Origin of the sequence: Brevibacillus sp. LEMMJ03 (genome assembly GCF_007197875.1) — a bacterium.
Taxonomy (GTDB): domain Bacteria; phylum Bacillota; class Bacilli; order Brevibacillales; family Brevibacillaceae; genus Brevibacillus; species Brevibacillus thermoruber.
In genome coordinates this window covers 1-14,638 of record NZ_VKJN01000032.1, presented here as the reverse complement: position 1 = coordinate 14,638, position 14,638 = coordinate 1, and the positions used below count along the sequence as shown (strand labels likewise).

Annotated in this window: 12 protein-coding genes and 9 tRNA genes; 18 read left to right on the top strand and 3 right to left on the bottom strand. The window is 59.5% G+C overall.

Going from position 1 to position 14,638, the window contains the following annotated elements; genetic code table 11:
• Positions 1-126: 126 nt before the first annotated feature.
• From FOI68_RS22215 to mnmL, 10 genes are all read left to right on the top strand, one after another.
• Positions 127-218: transfer RNA gene (locus FOI68_RS22215), tRNA-Ser, on the top strand.
• A 27-nt stretch (positions 219-245) separates the two neighbouring features.
• Positions 246-322, top strand: a tRNA-Met gene (locus FOI68_RS22210).
• Between the two features lies 1 nt (position 323).
• Positions 324-397: transfer RNA gene (locus FOI68_RS22205), tRNA-Trp, on the top strand.
• A 25-nt stretch (positions 398-422) separates the two neighbouring features.
• Positions 423-498: transfer RNA gene (locus FOI68_RS22200), tRNA-His, on the top strand.
• A 10-nt stretch (positions 499-508) separates the two neighbouring features.
• A tRNA-Cys gene (locus FOI68_RS22195) sits at positions 509-582 on the top strand.
• A gap of 7 nt (positions 583-589) precedes the next feature.
• Positions 590-666: transfer RNA gene (locus FOI68_RS22190), tRNA-Arg, on the top strand.
• Positions 667-676: 10 nt separating this feature from the next.
• Positions 677-761: transfer RNA gene (locus FOI68_RS22185), tRNA-Leu, on the top strand.
• A 4-nt stretch (positions 762-765) separates the two neighbouring features.
• Positions 766-842: transfer RNA gene (locus tag FOI68_RS22180), tRNA-Glu, on the top strand.
• Between the two features lie 255 nt (positions 843-1,097).
• A complete protein-coding gene (locus tag FOI68_RS22175; RefSeq protein WP_029099228.1) occupies positions 1,098-2,336 on the top strand; it encodes a glycosyltransferase family 2 protein in 1,239 nt (412 codons plus the stop codon).
• 162 nt (positions 2,337-2,498) lie between these two features.
• Complete coding sequence (mnmL, locus tag FOI68_RS22170) at positions 2,499-3,464, top strand: tRNA modification radical SAM protein MnmL/YtqA (RefSeq protein ID WP_065066110.1); 966 nt, start codon at positions 2,499-2,501, stop codon at positions 3,462-3,464.
• A 63-nt stretch (positions 3,465-3,527) separates the two neighbouring features.
• Here mnmL and FOI68_RS22165 read toward each other — a convergent pair whose 3' ends face one another.
• The gene (locus FOI68_RS22165) at positions 3,528-4,256 is read right to left on the bottom strand and encodes a glycerophosphodiester phosphodiesterase (RefSeq protein ID WP_143864356.1); all 729 of its coding nucleotides are present in this window, start codon (positions 4,254-4,256) and stop codon (positions 3,528-3,530) included.
• 104 nt (positions 4,257-4,360) lie between these two features.
• Positions 4,361-4,444, bottom strand: a complete 84-nt coding sequence (locus FOI68_RS22160; protein ID WP_143864357.1) for a YjcZ family sporulation protein — start codon at positions 4,442-4,444, stop codon at positions 4,361-4,363.
• Positions 4,445-4,623: 179 nt separating this feature from the next.
• Between FOI68_RS22160 and ablB the strand changes: the two genes are divergently transcribed.
• Complete coding sequence (gene ablB / locus FOI68_RS22155) at positions 4,624-5,469, top strand: putative beta-lysine N-acetyltransferase (RefSeq protein WP_143864355.1); 846 nt, start codon at positions 4,624-4,626, stop codon at positions 5,467-5,469.
• Between the two features lie 2 nt (positions 5,470-5,471).
• On the opposite strand, the gene FOI68_RS22150 is transcribed toward ablB, so the two are convergent.
• Positions 5,472-7,016 carry a PucR family transcriptional regulator gene (locus tag FOI68_RS22150; protein ID WP_143864354.1) on the bottom strand — a complete coding sequence of 515 codons (1,545 nt, stop codon included), beginning with the start codon at positions 7,014-7,016 and terminating at the stop codon, positions 5,472-5,474.
• Positions 7,017-7,169: 153 nt separating this feature from the next.
• Here FOI68_RS22150 and FOI68_RS22145 point away from each other — a divergent pair, with 153 nt between their 5' ends.
• From FOI68_RS22145 to FOI68_RS22115, 7 genes are all read left to right on the top strand, one after another.
• Positions 7,170-8,522, top strand: a complete 1,353-nt coding sequence (locus tag FOI68_RS22145) for an aspartate aminotransferase family protein (protein ID WP_143864353.1) — start codon at positions 7,170-7,172, stop codon at positions 8,520-8,522.
• 21 nt (positions 8,523-8,543) lie between these two features.
• Positions 8,544-9,236: a CoA transferase subunit A gene (locus FOI68_RS22140; protein WP_143864352.1), complete on the top strand. Its 693-nt coding sequence runs from the start codon at positions 8,544-8,546 to the stop codon at positions 9,234-9,236.
• A complete protein-coding gene (locus tag FOI68_RS22135) occupies positions 9,218-9,895 on the top strand; it encodes a 3-oxoacid CoA-transferase subunit B (RefSeq protein ID WP_035298222.1) in 678 nt (225 codons plus the stop codon). Before FOI68_RS22140 ends, FOI68_RS22135 begins: the two co-directional genes overlap by 19 nt.
• Positions 9,896-10,039: 144 nt before the next feature.
• Positions 10,040-11,317, top strand: coding sequence for a peptidase (locus FOI68_RS22130; protein WP_143864351.1), 1,278 nt, complete (start codon positions 10,040-10,042; stop codon positions 11,315-11,317).
• A 223-nt stretch (positions 11,318-11,540) separates the two neighbouring features.
• Positions 11,541-12,959 carry an aldehyde dehydrogenase family protein gene (locus FOI68_RS22125; protein WP_044899727.1) on the top strand — a complete coding sequence of 473 codons (1,419 nt, stop codon included), beginning with the start codon at positions 11,541-11,543 and terminating at the stop codon, positions 12,957-12,959.
• A gap of 193 nt (positions 12,960-13,152) precedes the next feature.
• A tRNA-Ser gene (locus tag FOI68_RS22120) sits at positions 13,153-13,241 on the top strand.
• A gap of 182 nt (positions 13,242-13,423) precedes the next feature.
• Complete coding sequence (locus FOI68_RS22115) at positions 13,424-14,467, top strand: tyrosine-type recombinase/integrase (protein ID WP_052660339.1); 1,044 nt, start codon at positions 13,424-13,426, stop codon at positions 14,465-14,467.
• Positions 14,468-14,638: the final 171 nt, after the last annotated feature.

Sequence of the window (14,638 nt, the reverse complement as noted above, 5' to 3'; positions counted from 1 at the left end):
AGGTTGATAGGTTCGGTGTGGAAGCGCGGCAACGCGTGGAGCTGACGAATACTAATCGGTCGAGGACTTATCCACTCCATAATCCTTTGCCAACCATGCGTATCCGGTTTTGAAGGCATATATCGCGGAGAGTTACCCAAGAGGCCGAAGGGGACGGTTTGCTAAACCGTTAGTACGCGATTAGCGTAGCGAGGGTTCGAATCCCTCACTCTCCGCCATCTTCCCTACAGCATTCATAAGTGCGTGGCGGTGTAGCTCAGCTGGCTAGAGCGTTCGGTTCATACCCGAAAGGTCGGGGGTTCAAGCCCCTCCACCGCTACCAAAGGGGCATAGTTTAACGGTAGAACGAAGGTCTCCAAAACCTTTGGTGTGGGTTCGATTCCTACTGCCCCTGCCATTTTTCTCCATTTCTTGACAACACGGCGGTCGTGGCGAAGTGGTTAACGCACCGGATTGTGGCTCCGGCATTCGTGGGTTCGAATCCCATCGATCGCCCCATGCATATCGAGGGAGTATAGCCAAGTGGTAAGGCACGGGTCTGCAAAACCTTCACCCCCGGTTCGAATCCGGGTACTCCCTCCACTCATACGTCCCAGTAGCTCAGCTGGATAGAGCAACGGCCTTCTAAGCCGTCGGTCGGGAGTTCGAATCTCTCCTGGGACGCCATTTTTCATATGCGGTCGTGGTGGAATTGGCAGACACACCATCTTGAGGGGGTGGCGGGGCGACCCGTGCGAGTTCGAGTCTCGCCGACCGCACCATCATGGCCCGTTGGTGAAGTGGTTTAACACAGCAGCCTTTCACGCTGTCATTCAGGGGTTCGAATCCCCTACGGGTCACCAAACGCGCATACGCATCCACGAAGCCTTTTGTGACAAAGGCTTTTTTTTCTGCTTATTGTCATGTACCGGAATAGAACCGAATAAAGGTGGGAATGGTGATAGAAGTGCCGCCGTTTTTCCCACTTTTGGGTCATTGCGATATGACGGGTTTTGAGGTACACTCCCAATTGAGAGAAAAACAAGAGAGAAATTTTGGAAAAACACTACCTGAGTCAAAACCGCGCAACATTTGACTCAGGTCGAGGAGAAGAACCCATGAGTGCATTGAGAGAGATCATTGAGGGATTATTCATCGGATTCACTTCTACGGTAGGGGTGGTGAGCACCTACCAAACGTTGGTATCATGTGCCGGCCTGTTCCGCAAAAACGAGCAGGTCACCCACGAACCGCAAAAGACATTTGCGGTGCTGGTGGCGGCACACAACGAAAGCGCAGTCATTGCGCCGCTCATCGAAAACCTGAAGCAACTGGATTACCCCCGCGACATGTACGATATCTTCGTGATCTGCGACAACTGTACCGACAATACGGCGGAGATTGTCAGAGCGCACGGCGCGTATGCGTGCGAGCGATTTGACGCGTCCAAACGCGGGAAAGGCTACGGCATCGAGTGGATGCTGGAGAACCTCTGGGCAATGCCCAAACAGTATGACGCTGTCGTTATGTTTGACGCGGACAACCTGGTGGAGAAAAACTTCCTGCGCGTGATGAACGATCGTCTCTGCAAAGGGGCGCGCGTCATCCAAGCCTACCTGGATTCCAAAAACCCGTTTGACTCGTGGATTACCCTCTCGTACGCCGTCACGTACTGGTTTACCAACCGGATGTGGCAGTTGGCCCGCCACAACCTGGGGCTGCCCAACACGCTGGGCGGAACCGGCTTGTGCATCGAGAGCAATCTGCTCAAGGAGATGGGTTGGGGAGCCACCAGCTTGACGGAAGACCTGGAGTTTGCCACCCGCTGTATCGAACGAGGCATTTACCCGACGTGGGCGCACGACACAAAAGTGTGGGATGAAAAACCGATTGATCTGAAGGCATCCATGCGTCAGCGGCTTCGCTGGATGCAGGGACATTACGACGTGGCAGGGCGTTACATCGGCACCGTCTTGAAAAACGGCCTGAAGCAACGCCGTCTCGGCATGCTGGACGCGGCGTTTTACCTGTTTCAGCCGATGTATGTGCTGATCGTCACCATGATGTCGCTGTTGTTCCTGGGACGCTTTTTTGAGATGGAGGCGTTGATGCCGATCGCCAGCTTCCTGCCGAACTGGATGATCTACGGATCGACGGCCGTTTTCTACCTGCTGCCGATTTTGGCCCTGTACCTGGACAAAGTGCCGCTGAAGGGATACTTCGGGCTGCTGCTGCTCCCGTTCTTCTTCCTGACCTGGCTGCCGATTCTGTTCTACGCGTTTTTCACCAAGAACAACCAGGTGTGGAGCCACACGTCGCACACGCGGGCCATTCGCATCGAAGAAATTCAACAGTAACCATAAACACGGAGAAAACCACAGGGAATTGCCCTGTGGTTTTCCTGTCTTTCGGTTCGCACGTCCAGCCTGACTTCTGTTATAATAAATGGATGGATGAATCGCCAGGCGGTGCCTGCCGAAGCCCGTTTGGCCGGCATCCCGACGGAAAGGAGCACAGCCATGAAACCAGCACCTGTACACGCGGAGGCCCCGCGCCTGTGGGGCGACAAGCGTTACCATACATGGAACTATCACTTGCGCCAGACGTTTCACGAGAAGGTATTCAAAGTGCCGCTGGACGGCGGTTTTACCTGCCCCAACCGGGACGGCACGGTAGCCACCGGGGGATGCACGTTTTGCAGCGCCCGCGGCTCGGGCGATTTTGCCGGCGACCGGCGGATGGATCTGGAGCGCCAGTTCCACGACGTGAAAACCCGCATGCACGAGAAGTGGCCGTCCGCCAAGTACATCGGGTATTTCCAGGCGTACACCAACACCTACGCGCCCGTGGACGAACTGCGCGAGATGTACGAGGTGATTTTGAAACAGGAGGGCGTGGTCGGCCTGTCCATCGCCACGCGGCCCGACTGCTTGCCGGATGACGTGGTGGAGTATCTGGCCGAGCTGAACGAGCGGACGTATCTCTGGGTGGAGCTGGGGCTGCAAACCATCCACGAGCGTACCGCCCAACTGGTCAATCGCGCCCACGATTACCAATGCTACCTGGACGGCGTGGAAAAGCTGCGCAAACACAACATCCGCATTTGTTCCCACATCATTTACGGATTGCCGGGCGAAACCCACGAGGACATGATGGAGACGGCCAAGGCCGTTGCCCATCTCGACGTGCAGGGGATCAAGATCCATCTGCTTCATCTGCTGCGCAAAACGCCGATGGTCAAGCAGTACGAGGCGGGGCTGCTGGAGTTTCTGACCCAGGAAGAGTACACCAAATTGGTGGTGGACACGCTGGAAATCCTGCCGCCTGAGATGATTGTCCACCGGGTGACGGGGGACGGGCCGCCCGACTTGCTGATCGGTCCGATGTGGAGCCGCAAGAAATGGGAAGTGCTGAACGGCATCGACGCCGAGCTGGAGCGGCGCAACAGTTGGCAGGGCAAGTTTTACGAACCGAAGACGACCTGACGCCATCCATGGCCAACAGGGACAAAGGGAGCCTGTACAGGGCTCCCTTTGTTTTGTACGCGGTCAAGACCGTCGCAGCACTTTCCGCGCCTTCCCCGGGTAGTTGGTGATGATGCCGTCCACCCCCATTACGGCTGCCTGCCGGATGCGGGCAGACTTGTCAATCGCCCACCCGAGCACTTGAAAGCCGCGTGCTTTCGCTTCTTCCACCAGGGGGCGGGTCAATTGGTCGTCCGGCACGTGGAGCTGATTCGTTCCGTAGCGGGCGCCCACTTCCCAGGGTTGCTGAAGCGGTCCGACGTACAGCAGGGCGGTGGCTTGCGAGGGCTCCAGCTCTTTTATGCGCAGCAGGCTGTCAAAGTTGAACGAGGAGACGACGGTTCGCTCCGTCAACTGGTAGCGCTTGATCAGGTCGATCACCCGTTCCTCCAGGTGAGGCTGGGGGACCAGAAAGTTTTTCAATTCGATGATAAACCGCAGCGGAGTAGGGGCGAACGCGTCCAGTACTTCCTTCAGCGACGGTATCCGCGTCTGGCTCGTGGGCGGTCGGGCGCCCTTGTCGGCCCGCAGCCGCCTAAGCTGCCGCCAGGTGTGCTGCTGAACGGTGCCAGTGCCGTTGGTGGTGCGCTCCAGCCGATGATCGTGAATGACCACCACTTTTCCATCGCGACTCAACTGCACATCCAGCTCCAGGCCGTCAGCGCGCCGCTTGAGCGCGCCGTGAAAGGCTTCCATCGTATTTTCCGGATAGAGGCCGGAAGCGCCGCGATGCGCGTAAACGAGAGGGATCACGTGGCTTCCTCCTTCCGTAGGTCCTCCGCTTTGCCGCTTCTCCCTTACATGTATATGTATAAAGCCCCTCACTACGACCAGGCGGGAGGGGCTTGCGACGCCCCTTACGTGCAAGCGCCCAGCACGATCACGAGCAGCACAAACAGCACCAGCACCAGGGCAAAATCGTTGGTATGGCGGAAACTCACAACGGACCCTCCTTCCCGGCAGTGAACCTTCTTGTTATTCTATGGCCGGCAGAAGCAAATGGCGCTCGCAAAAAACCGATCGGGCCGAAAGGAGGCAGCGGGCAATTTGTACACTGTGGAGAATGACCCTGGGCGCCAACGTGTTACAATGGGAGAAAACCGGAGAAAGGGGAACGCACATGAGCGAAGTAGCCGCGATGCAGGCAGCAGGAGATTTGGTGGTCGATCACCGCAATCGGCGGGTGAAGCTGCATCTGTACGACAGCGGCCGAATCGGCGAGATGGACGCCGTCATGAGGCGGCTGGCCAGAGAGGCGGAAGCGACCAAACTGATTGTATACGGCAAAAAAAAGGACGTGCCGCAATGGCTTTCCCTCGGCTACAGGCAGGAAGGGACGATCGACGGTTTTTTCCGGGGGGAAAACGCGCAGATGCTCTCCTGCTTTCTGACGGAAGAACGGGCCGTATCCGCCGCGCCTCAAGTCGCGGAGGACATCTTGCAGCTCAGCCTGGCAAAAGCGGGCCGCGGGGAAGCCAAGCCGCTTCCGCCAGGGTACAGCCTCCGGGCGGCCACGCCGGCCGACGCGGACGAACTGGCCCGATTGTACCGGCTGGTGTTCGCCACCTACCCGACGCCGATGGACGACCCGGACTACGTGCGCAGGACGATGAGCGAGAGCACCTACTACGTCGTCGCCGAGCATGACGGCCGGATTGCCTGTGCCGCATCGGCGGAAGTGACGGAACGCTTCGGCTCCGCCGAGCTGACGGACTGCGCCACCCACCCGGACCACGTCGGAAAAGGGCTGCTGCAGCCGTTGTTTGCCGCTCTGGAAGAAAAAATGGAGGAGATGGGAATCTACTACCTGTACACACTGACACGGGCCCAATCTCCCGGCATGAATGTGACGGCAGCCAAGCACGGCTACCGGTACCGCGGACGGCTGATCAACAACTGCACCATTTTTTCCGGATACGAAGACATGAACATCTGGGTGAAGCCGCTGCGTCCCACCCGCGAGTAGGCCTACGCCTCGGCGGGGTACAACTGCTGCTGCAGGCGCCGGGCCATGAGGGCCAGCCGAAGCTGCCAGCGCTGATGGGCATCCTCCAGGCTGACCCCGGTTTTTTCTTCGATCTGGGTCAATCGGTATTTCAGTGTGTGCCGGTGAATATATAACGCTTGGGATGTCTGCAGGCCGTTGCCGTTATGATCCAGATAGGCGCTCAGCGTCTCCAGGAGCTGCTGGTTGTGCCTGGCGTCGTAGCGGATCAGCGGGTCGAGCAGCGGCTGCCAGAGGGCCTCCAGCGTCTCCGGGCGGCGGTGGTACGGAAACAAAAACTGGTACCCCCGCATCTCCCCGAAGCGGAGCAAGGCGGGCGAGCGAGCCAGGAGCGGATACGCCTGCAGCGCGAACAGGGCCTCCTCGGCGGCCTCCGCCAGCGCGGTCAACTGGCCGCGCGGATTGCTGAGCGCCATCTGCAGGGGAGACGCAGGGTGCAGCCGTTCCCAGCGGGCAGCGAACTGCTCCAGCAGCTGCAGGCTGGTTCGGTCATGCGGCAGGATGAACAGCAGACAGTGGGGGCGTTCGCGGAGCAGGTAGGAGCGATGGTGCTGATCGCAGAGACGCCGCATCAGCGTAATGCACGCCTGATGCAGGTCGGACAGAGCGGCGCCGTCGCCGGTGCCCACTTTGACCGCGGCCACCATGTGACTGCCGGAGAGCGGGTAGCCCAGCATGCGGCTGCGGCTTTCCAGTTCGTCCGCACGTAGGGTGCGGCCGCTTAGCAATTCGTCCACGAAATCTCCCTTCAGCCGCCATTCCGTGGCCGCCACCGCCCGTTCCTTGACGTATTCCAGCGCGCAGAGGGTCGCCGCGTGCTGCAGGGCGACGTCGTCCAGCTCTTTCCACAGCCCGGCCGGTTTGGTCAGCGTGAGCGTGCCGAAATGTTCCCGGCTGGCGCGGATGGGCACCGCGTGCTCGCTGGTCTTTCCGCCCGCGCTCGTTTCACCGCAAGAACCGCCGTGTTGGACCACTTCAAACCCGAGCGCATCCACCAGCTTGACCGCTCCGCCGGTCAACTGGGCCAGCTCTGCCGCGATGGCGGGCAGCCCGCCTTTGGACAGCGCCGCCTCGATCATCCGGTTGTGGATCGCCTGCGAGTAGGCCAGCGTCTCAAACTGCCGGTTGACGATCGGCTGCAGGATCGCCTTGGTGATCGTGGAAAAGTTCAATTCCACCGGGATTTCGATCAACGGAAGCCCGAAGCGGTCCGCCATGTCGACGAGGTCGGCGGGAATCTCGCGCAGGTAAAAGCCCGTGTGCAGGGCGACGCCGCTCAGCTTCCGTTCGGCCAGAGAGGGAATCAGCGACGCCCGGCGCCGATCGTCTTCGGACAATCCAAATCCGGTCGTGATCAGAAACTCGCCTTCCTGCAGCCGGGTGACATCCTCCAGCACTTCCACGATCGTGACCCAGCGGATCGGGTTGTCCAGTCCGGCGGCCCCTCCGACCAGCCGCGTTTGGACCATGTCGGGCAATTGCAGCGCTTCGCGAATCGTAATGGTCATGTTCAGTCCTCCCCCCTGTTTCCATCACCCGATTTCTTATACAAAATGTACAAAAGATTTCGTCTCTTTTCCACGCTTTTTTGCCAGCTCGTCGAATGGCGCGGACGCTCTCTTCCGCTAGGATGAAAAGAGAGAAAAGGCGAGGTGGCTATCATGCAGAGAAGCTATGTGATCAAGCCCGAATTGGGCAAATCGTATCCGTTCGTGTCCCACGGCAAGGGCATCTACCTGTACGACAAGGAAGGGAAGCGGTACATCGACGGCTGCTCCGGCGCGGTGACGGCCAGCATCGGCCACGCCGTGGAGGAAATCGCCGAGGCGATGTACGCGCAGGCCCGAAACGTCTCCTTTGCCTACCGCTCCCACTTCAGCAGCGATGCGGTGGAGGAGCTGGGGGCCAAGCTTGCGGAGTGGGCGCCGGGGTCGCTCAACTGGAGCTTTTTTGTCGGGAGCGGCTCGGAGGCGACGGAGACGGCGCAGAAGATCGCCATTCAGTACTGGCAGGAAAAAGGGTATACGAACAAAAACCGGATCATCTCCCGCTGGATGAGCTATCACGGCATTACGATGGGGGCGCTCTCCATGTCCGGCCATGTGCTGCGGCGCAAGCGCTTCGTCCCGCTGCTGGCCGACTGCCCGACGATCGCGCCGCCCTATCCGTACCGCCGGCCGGAGGGCATGCCGCTGGAAGCGTACGCGCTCGCCTGCGCCAACGAGCTGGAGACGGCGATTCTGCGCGTCGGTCCGGAGCATGTGGCCGCGTTTATCGCCGAACCGGTGATCGGCGCTTCGGGCGGCGCGGTGGTGCCGCCGGACGGCTATTTCCAGCGCATCCGCGAGATTTGCGACAAGTACCAGGTGCTGTTCATCGCCGACGAGGTCATGACAGGTGTGGGCCGCACAGGCAAGCGGTTCGCGATTGATCACTGGGGCGTGCAGCCCGACCTGATGGCCTTGGGCAAGGGAATGAGCGCCGGATACACGCCGATGGCGGCGGCGATGGCGACAGACGAAATCATCGAGACGATCGCGCGCGGGTCGGGATTGATCATGGCCGGTCACACGTACAGCGCCAATCCGCAGTCGGCAGCCGTTTCGCTCGCGGTGCTTCGCTACGTGGAACAGCACCGGCTGGTGGACAGGGCGGCGGAACGAGGCGCCTACCTGTTGAGCCGCTTGCGGGAACTGGCCGACGAACTGCCGCTGATCGGGGAAGCGCGCGGACTGGGGATGCTGTGCGGACTGGAGTTTGTCAAAGACAAAAAGACCAGGGAGCCGTTCCCGCTGGCGCAGGGCGTTAGCGCCCGGATTATCAAGCGGGCGTTTGAAAAAGGGCTGCTCATCTACCCGGCGACGGGCGGATTGGAAGGCGTGGCCGGAGACGCCGTCATCATCGCACCGCCGCTGACCATCACGACCGAGGAAATCGACGAATTGATCGCCCTGCTGAAAGAAGCGGTCTCAAGCGTGCAGCAGGAACTGCGTCAGGAAGCGCTGCTGGTCTGACGGGCAGGGGGGAGGGGAAACATGGCCAACCGGTTTGACAAAGTGATTTCACTGGAAGATGCCTTAACGTATTTTCACGACGGGATGACGCTGCTTGCCGGCGGTTTCGGCGGAGTGGGCAACCCGCCCACCCTGATCCAGGGCATCCTCGACAAGGGCGTGCGGGACATCACGCTGATCAGCAACGACACCGCCTTTCCGCACATCGGCGTCGGCAAGCTGGTCACCGAGCGGCGGGTGAAAAAAGTGATCGCCTCCCACATCGGCTCCAATCCCAACGCCGGTGCCCAGATGACGGCCGGGGAACTGGAGGTGGAGTTCTGCCCGCAAGGCATCCTCGCCGAGCGCATCCGTGCCGGCGGAGTGGGGCTGGGCGGCATCCTGTCCGACATCGGGATCGGCACCATAGCCGAAAAAGGCAAGGAAAAAGTGATCGTCGACGGCAAGGCATACCTGCTGGAGACGCCGCTGACGGCGGAGGTGGCGATCGTCTACGCCAAGAAGGCGGACCGCTTCGGCAATCTGGTGTACGACACGAGCGCCCGCAACTTCAACCCGTTGGTGGCGATGGCGGGCGACGTCACCATCGTGGAGGCGGAGGAGATCGTGGAGATCGGCGAGCTGGACCCTGAAGAGATCGTCACGCCAGGGGTGTTCGTCCAGGGAATCGTGCAGAGTGAAGGGGTGAACTGGCAATGGGCCTGGGAGAAGTAAACCGGACGGAAACCTACCGGGAGCGGATTGCCCGCCGGGCAGCGCAGGAGATCGAGGACGGCATGATCATCAACCTGGGCATCGGCATTCCGACGCTGGTGGCCGACTTCATTGCGCCGGAGAAACGGGTGCTGTTTCACGCGGAAAACGGCATTCTGGGCACCGGCCCCAGTCCGGCCAAAGGGGAGGAAAACCCGATGCTCTGCAACGCCGGCGGGTTTCCCGTCACGCTGGTGAAGGGAGCGGCGTTCTTTGACAGCGCCACCGCCTTCGCCATCATCAGACGGGGGCTGTTGGACATGACCATTCTCGGCGTGCTGGAGGTAAGCCAGCGGGGCGACATCGCCAACTGGATCGTGCCGGGCAAGCGCGTTCCGGGCATGGGCGGGGCGATGGAGCTGGCGCAGAAGGCCAAACAGGTGATGGTGCTGACCACCCATCTGGACAAGAACGGCCGTTCCAAAATCGTGCGGGAATGCTCCCTGCCCCTGACGGCGACGGCCGCCGCCGACCTGATCATCACCGACATGGCGGTGATGGAAGTCCGGGAAGACGGGCTGTATCTGCGTGAAGTGATGGAACCGTACAGCGTCGCGGACGTGATCGGCGCGACGGAGGCGGAGCTGAAGCTGGACGGCGACGTCGGCGTATTCCGCTGAGGCGGCTCGCGAAGACCTGCTTTTATCAGGCAGGGGCGGGAAAGCGGCAGCGGTTGCGATGCGAACATGCCGCCCGCCGGCTCCCGCATGCAAAACGGACGCGAGGCAGATACCATTCGCCACGAAGGAAGAAGGAGGGTAACGATGGCAAACTGGCAAACTCTGATCCGCGAACAAATCGCCAAGGAGAAGGCGGCGGCCACGGAACTCCTGCAGGCATGGGTGCGGGAGGCAAGCGTGCAGGGCAAGGAGCGTTCCATCCAGGAGAGCATCGCCGAGACGCTGCACGCGATGGGGCTGGAAGTCGATCTGTGGGTCATGGAAGGGGACGAACTCCTAAAGCATCCGTATTTCGTCTCCCCGCGGACTGTGTTCGCGGACAGCCCCAACGTGGTGGGCGTATGGAAGGGAACGGGCGGCGGCCGCTCGATCATTCTCAACGGGCACGTGGACGTGGTGCCGGCCGGCGACCCCGCCCAGTGGTCGCACGATCCGTTCAGCGGCGAAGTGGTGGACGGCAGGCTGTACGGCCGCGGCGCGACCGACATGAAAGGGGGAAACCTGGCCTCGCTCCTGGCGATCCAGGTGCTGCAGGCACTGGGGGTGCGGCTCAAGGGGGACGTGATCTTTCAAAGCGTGGTGGAAGAGGAGAGCGGCGGCGCCGGCACGCTGGCGACCATCCTGCGCGGCTACAAGGCGGACGCCGCCCTGATCCCCGAGCCAACCAACATGAAGATTTTTCCCAAGCAGCAGGGCTCGATGTGGTTCCGCCTGACGGTAAAGGGGCGTTCGGCCCACGGCGGCACCCGCTACGAAGGGGTGAGCGCGATCGAAAAAAGCATGCGGGTGGTAGAGGCCATCGCCCGATTGGAAAAAGAGCGGAACGACCGGATTGACGATCCGCTGTACGCCAAGCTGCCCATTCCCATTCCGATCAACATCGGGGTGATCGAAGGGGGCAAATGGCCGTCCTCCGTGGCCGATCTGGTCAAGCTGGAGGGACGGATGGGGGTGGCGCCGGGCGAGCGGATGGACGACGCACAGGCGGACATGGAGGCCGCCCTGCGCCGCTTGGCCGACGAAGACCCCTGGTTTGCCGCGCATCCGGTGGAACTGGAGTGGTTCGGGGCGCGCTGGGTGCCGGGGGCGGTGGCGGAGGATCATCCGCTGATGGACATCCTGCAGCGGCAGTTCGCGGCCGTGACCGGCCGGCGCGCCGTTGTGGAAGCCTCCCCGTGGGGCACGGACGGGGGCCTCTTGACGACGCTTGCCGACACGCCTGCCATCGTGGTGGGGCCGGGCGTCACGCAGGTGGCCCACTACCCCGACGAGTACATCGAACTGGACGCCGTTTTCCAATGCGCCGAAATCTTTGCCCTGACGCTGCTGGAGTGGTGCGGAACGGACGACGCGGCGAACTAGCTGGTGTGAGGCACGCAGCAAAAAAGGAGCGGCTCTCATGAGTCCGATCCCCACCTGCCGGAGCGTGCTGGTTGTGCGCACCTCTGGGCTGTACAGAAGCGTGATCCGCCACCTCTCGCCGCTTGCATGGCCGACGACCCGTTGGAGGAAGGCTGGAACGTGATGGAGAATGAGTTAGAGGAACTGTGCACACCCCATCGCGAATGGAGGGAGGAAGAGGACGATGAAAAAAGCGTGCTATATTGGCGGACAGTGGGTGGAGACGGGTGCGTACGCGCCGCTGTACGCTCCGTACAGCGGAGAGGTGATCGCGGAAATCGCCCAGGCCGACCGGGATACGGTGGAACGGGCGATCGGCGCCGCGCAGGAAGCGGCGGCGGTCATGCGGCGCATGCCGGCCTACCAGCGGGCCGCCATTTTGGAAAAAATCTCCGGACTGATGAACGAACGGCTGGAAGAAGCGGCGAAAATCATCGCGCTGGAAGCGGGCAAGCCGATCAAAACGGCGCGGGGCGAAGTGATCCGCACCATCCAGACCTACAAGTTCGCCGCGGAAGAAGCCAAACGGATTCACGGCGAGACGCTGCCGCTGGACGCCGCCATCGGCGGAGAAGGACGCCTGGCGTTCACCGTGCGCGAACCGTTGGGCGTCATCGGCGCCATCACGCCGTTTAACTTCCCGATGAACCTCGTTGCACACAAGGTGGGGCCGGCCATCGCGGCGGGCAATACAGTGGTGCTGAAGCCGGCGTCGCAAACGCCGCTCTCCGCCTTTTTCCTGGCGGAACTGGCTGAGCAGGCAGGGCTGCCGGCCGGCGCGCTCAACGTCGTCACGGGCAGCGGCGGCACCGTCGGCGACCTGCTGGTGACCGATCCGCGCGTCAAGGTGATCACGTTTACGGGCAGTCCGGCTGTCGGCATCAACATCCGCAACCGCGCCGGCCTGAAGCGGGTGACGCTGGAACTGGGCTCCAACTCGGCCGTGATCGTGGACCGCGACGCCAATCTGGACGACGTGATCCCGCGCTGCATTTTCGGCGCGTTTGCCTACTCCGGCCAGGTGTGCATCTCCGTCCAGCGGATTTACGTGGTAAAGGAGCTGTACGACACGTTTGTGGAGCGTTTCGTCGCGGAGACGCGCAGGCTGCGGGGCGGCGATCCGCTGTCCGAGGAGGTCGACTACTCGGCGATGATCAGCCCGAAAGAAACGGACCGCGCGCTGGCCTGGATCGAGGAAGCCAAGCAGCGGGGCGCCCGCGTCGAATGCGGCGGCGAAACGGACGGCCGCGTGCTGCAGCCGACCGTCTTGACCGGCGTCCCGGCCGACGCCAAAGTCTCCTGCCAGGAAGTGTTCGGCCCTGTCGTCCTGATCAACCCCGTCGAGTCGGTCGCCGAGGCGATCGAGCTGGTGAACGACTCCCGGTACGGCCTGCAGGCGGGCCTGTACACCAACAATCTTTCGCTCGCGCTGCAGGCGGCTGACGCGCTGCACGTGGGCGGCGTGATGATCAACGACATCCCCACCTTCCGCGTCGACCACATGCCGTACGGCGGCGTCAAAGAGAGCGGCATGGGCCGCGAAGGCGTCAAGTACGCGATTGAGGAGATGACCGAGCTGAAGCTGGTTGTCGTGAAACGGTAGGGGAAGGACAGGAGAAGGAAAGGGTCAGCATCATACGGCACGGCGCCGCATCTTCGTCCAAACGATGCGCCAGCGCAGGAGAACGACCCGGCTGCCCCGCTGATGGCGGCCGGGTCGTTTTTTGTGGAGAAATTGCAGGAAAGTGTTGCAAAAATAGATGCAATTATGCTATAGTATAACTTGTTCGTATCGCGGAGGGATACCGAAGTGGTCATAACGGGGCGGTCTTGAAAACCGTTAGGGCGCAAGCCCACGGGGGTTCGAATCCCTCTCCCTCCGCCATACCAGTAGTATCAAGGGTTTTACCAAATTGGACACTTTCTAAACAGACCGCGTGAAAAAGTCAAAAAAGATTGAGTCCGTCAAGGTAAACCATACTACTTATAGACGAAACCGTTAGGGATGCAGATGGTAATTTGCCATCTGCTTTTTTGCGTTTTCTAAAAGGAGGTCTGCCCTTTGTCATGAGAAGAATGAAGAAGGAGAGGACGAATCATGCCGCAAGCTTTGAACATCTTGAAAAAGTGAGTCCGTCCGTTACTCTCGATGAGTTGATGAACGAGTTTATTCTCAGTAAGAAAGCAGAAAGGTCAGCAGAACGTACAATCAATGACTACCTAACACACTTTCGCTACTTTAGAACATGGCTGGACAATCATTATCCAAGCATCAATTTTCGTGAAATTACCCAAAAAACGCTGCTTGAATACATTGCTTACATGACTAATGAAAAGTTACAGTATGACGATCACCCTTCCCATCAACATCGGCCAAAAAAGGGAGTAGTCGGTTTATCTCCGATGACAGTCAATGTTCGAATTCGTACCCTAAAAGCGTTTTTTAATTGGTGCTACAAAAATGGACACACGAAAACCAATTTGGCAGAGGGGATTAGACTTCAAAAAGTGGACAATGACCGTATCATGGCATTTACACTTGAACAAGTCCAAAAACTTTTGTCTATCCCTGACCAAAAAACATATGCAGGTTTTCGTGATTATGTCTTGATGATGTGTCTCCTTGATACAGGACTACGCTGCCAAGAGTTACTATCATTGACCGTAGATGATGTTAACTTTCATGAATTAACCCTCACAGTCCCTTGGGACAAGGCTAAAACCAGAAAAACACGTACTGTCCCTATATCCAAAAAAGTCGCCAAATTGTTAGCGGAATTGATTCAGGAGAATAAAGATTTTGGGGCAAATGCAAACAAGCTATTTTACTCTGCTTACGGTAACGAAATGACGGTTGAGGCCGTTGACGAAAAATTAAGGGAATACGGCAAAAAGGCGGGATTAGAAGGATTAGTAAGATGCAGTCCGCACACTTTCAGACACACGTTCGCTGTTTTCTGGATAAAATCAGGCGGCGACCCATTCAGTTTACAATCCATTCTTGGTCATACTGACATGTCGATGGTTAGACGCTATGTACGATTGACCCAAGGAGATGTTAAGTTAAAACACAACATATATTCACCTGTCAATTTACTAAAAAATCTATAAGGGTACTCAATCCAAAGGACATTAGCTAACCAAGCTAGTGTCTTTTGGTTTGTGTATAGTCAGAAGCCTCCAGAATGCCCTGTATTCGCGTCATTGTCAACGCCGACTTTATTTTGACCCACCATCGCCGGTTTAGAACTGACCCACCCGGCGATTTTTTGTTGGTTAGGT

Bases quoted from the DNA above. Each gene is read 5' to 3' on its own strand.
- ablB (WP_143864355.1), top strand. From the start codon at position 4,624: ATGAGCGAAGTAGCCGCGATGCAGGCAGCAGGAGATTTGGTGGTCGAT.
- FOI68_RS22135 (WP_035298222.1), top strand. From the start codon at position 9,218: ATGGGCCTGGGAGAAGTAAACCGGACGGAAACCTACCGGGAGCGGATT.
- FOI68_RS22175 (WP_029099228.1), top strand. From the start codon at position 1,098: ATGAGTGCATTGAGAGAGATCATTGAGGGATTATTCATCGGATTCACT.
- FOI68_RS22150 (WP_143864354.1), bottom strand. From the start codon at position 7,016: ATGACCATTACGATTCGCGAAGCGCTGCAATTGCCCGACATGGTCCAA.
- FOI68_RS22145 (WP_143864353.1), top strand. From the start codon at position 7,170: ATGCAGAGAAGCTATGTGATCAAGCCCGAATTGGGCAAATCGTATCCG.
- FOI68_RS22115 (WP_052660339.1), top strand. From the start codon at position 13,424: ATGAGAAGAATGAAGAAGGAGAGGACGAATCATGCCGCAAGCTTTGAA.
- FOI68_RS22130 (WP_143864351.1), top strand. From the start codon at position 10,040: ATGGCAAACTGGCAAACTCTGATCCGCGAACAAATCGCCAAGGAGAAG.
- FOI68_RS22125 (WP_044899727.1), top strand. From the start codon at position 11,541: ATGAAAAAAGCGTGCTATATTGGCGGACAGTGGGTGGAGACGGGTGCG.
- FOI68_RS22140 (WP_143864352.1), top strand. From the start codon at position 8,544: ATGGCCAACCGGTTTGACAAAGTGATTTCACTGGAAGATGCCTTAACG.
- mnmL (WP_065066110.1), top strand. From the start codon at position 2,499: ATGAAACCAGCACCTGTACACGCGGAGGCCCCGCGCCTGTGGGGCGAC.